Source organism: Pseudokineococcus marinus, assembly GCF_013004605.1.
GTDB lineage: Bacteria > Actinomycetota > Actinomycetes > Actinomycetales > Quadrisphaeraceae > Pseudokineococcus > Pseudokineococcus marinus.
Map to the genome: position 1 here is coordinate 1 of NZ_JABEMA010000421.1, position 2,098 is coordinate 2,098.

A 2,098-nucleotide genomic window follows, 5' to 3' on the forward strand; every position below is an offset into this window, starting at 1 on the left:
CCGTGCGCGCGCTGCTGTGAGCGGCGGCCGGGGCGCCCCCGACGGCAGCGGGTCGAGGGCCGGTAGGTCGGCGGGCAGCGGCTCGGCGACGGGCCGGGTGCTCACCGAGCGCCTCCTGCTGACTCCCCCGACCGCGGCCGACGTCCCCGCGCTGGCGTCGGCGGTCTACGCCGACCCGCGCACGTGGGCCCTCGACCCGTCGCTGCGGCGGCCGCCGGAGGAGCTGCCCGGCTTCGTCGCCCGGCTCGCGGAGCGCTGGGCGCGCGACGGCGCGGGCTGCTGGGTCGTGCGTCTGCGTCCCCCTCCCGGGGACCGGCACGACGAGGACCACGGCGGAGGGCGCGACGGCGAGGTCATCGGCCTCGGCGGCTGCGACCTCCCCGGCGAGGGACGCGCCTGGAACCTCTTCTTCCGGCTGGCCCCGGCCCACCAGGGCCGGGGCTACGCCCAGGAGGTCGGTCGCGCCGGCCTCGCTGCCGCGCAGCGGGTCCGACCGGACCTGCCCGTCACCGCCTTCGCCGCGGAGGCGAACATCCCGTCGCGCCGGACGATCGAGCGCCTGGGCCTCGCCGAGGCCTGGCGCGGGCCGGACCGGCGCAGCCCCGACCCCGGCGCCGTCGTCGTCCTGTCCGCCGACCGCCCGCTGCCGGCCGCCCTCCTGGGGCGCCTCGTCCGCTGAGGGCCAGCCGCCCGCGCTGCGGGTGCGCCCGGTGCCCGCCCCCTCCCGCGCGGCAGCCGCGACGAGGCAGGAGGCTGGGGCGGTGACGTCATCGCCCGCGCCCCCCGGCCACCCGCGGCCGACCCTCGGCGACCTGGCGACCCGCCTGGGAGCGCACCTCGGCGACGCGCCCGCAGCCGCACGCGTCACGGGTCTGCACCACGACTCCCGCGTCGTCGGGCCCGGTGACGTCTGGCTGGCGCTGCCGGGAGGAGGAGGTCGGCACGGCGCCGACCACAGCCGCGTCGCCGTCGCCCGGGGTGCGCTGGCCGCCGTCAGCGACCGGGCCTGCCCCGGCCTGCCGACCCTCCTCGTCCCGGACCCCCGCAGGGTCGCCGGGGTGCTGGCGGACTGGCTGCACGGCCACCCCTCGGCCGACCTCGGCGTGGTGGGCGTGACGGGCACGAACGGCAAGACCTCGACGACCCACCTGCTCGAGGCGGGCATGGCCGCCGCCGGAGCGAGCTCGGGCCTGCTCAGCGGCCTGGTCGCCCGGGGCCCCTGGGGGGAGCGCCCGGCCACCCTGACGACCCCGGAGGCGGCTGACCTGCAGCGCGACCTCGGTGCGCTCCGCGACGCGGGGGTCGAGCGGGTGGCGCTGGAGGTCTCCAGCCACGCGCTCGCCCTGCACCGCGTGGACGGCACGCGCTTCCGGGCGGCCGTCTTCACCGGCCTCGCTCCCGACCACCTCGACCTCCACGGCGACATGGAGTCCTACCTCGAGGCGAAAGCTCGCCTCTTCGCGCCGGAGCGCTCCCAGCTGGCCGTGGTCAGCCTCGACGACGAGTGGGGACGCCGCCTCGCCCGCCGCGTCACGGACGCCGGGCAGGTGCCGCTCGTCACGACCTCGGCCCGCGGGCGGCGGGCGGACTGGACCGCCGTCGACGTGCGGGCCTCGACGTCCGGCACCCGCTTCCGCCTCCGGGGCCCCGGTACTGGCGCAGGGACGGGCACAGGCACCGACCGGGCCGTCGGCCTCCGGCTCCTCGGCGAGCACCAGGCGGACAACGCCCTGTCGGCGCTCGCGGCGCTCCTCTCGACGGGCACCGACGCCGACGCCGCCGTCCGCGGCGTCGAGGGGCTCGCGGGCGTGCCCGGCCGCCTGGAGCCCGTCGACGGCGGCCAGCCCTTCCGGGCGCTCGTCGACTTCGCCCACAACGCACACGGCGTCGAGAGGGCGCTGCGGCACCTGCGGTCGACGACCAGCGGACGCCTCATCGTCGTCACCGGTCAGCGCGGGGGGCGCGACCCCGGCAAGGCCGTGCCGCTCGGGCGGGCCGCCGGCGGCCTCGCGGACGTCGTGGTCGTCACCGACGAGGGCGCGCACGACGACGACCCGGCCCGGCTGCGCGCCCTCGTCGTGCGCGGCGCGCGCGACGC

2 protein-coding genes are annotated in these 2,098 nt (G+C 79.5%); both read left to right on the top strand.

All coding sequences use genetic code 11. The features are described 5' to 3' along the window. Positions 1-97 precede the first annotated feature (97 nt). Positions 98-679, top strand: a complete 582-nt coding sequence (locus tag HLB09_RS16170) for a GNAT family N-acetyltransferase (RefSeq protein ID WP_171204334.1) — start codon at positions 98-100, stop codon at positions 677-679. Between the two features lie 82 nt (positions 680-761). After that, positions 762-2,098 (top strand): Mur ligase family protein (locus HLB09_RS16175; protein WP_171204335.1); only part of this gene is annotated, 1,337 nt, incomplete at its 3' end.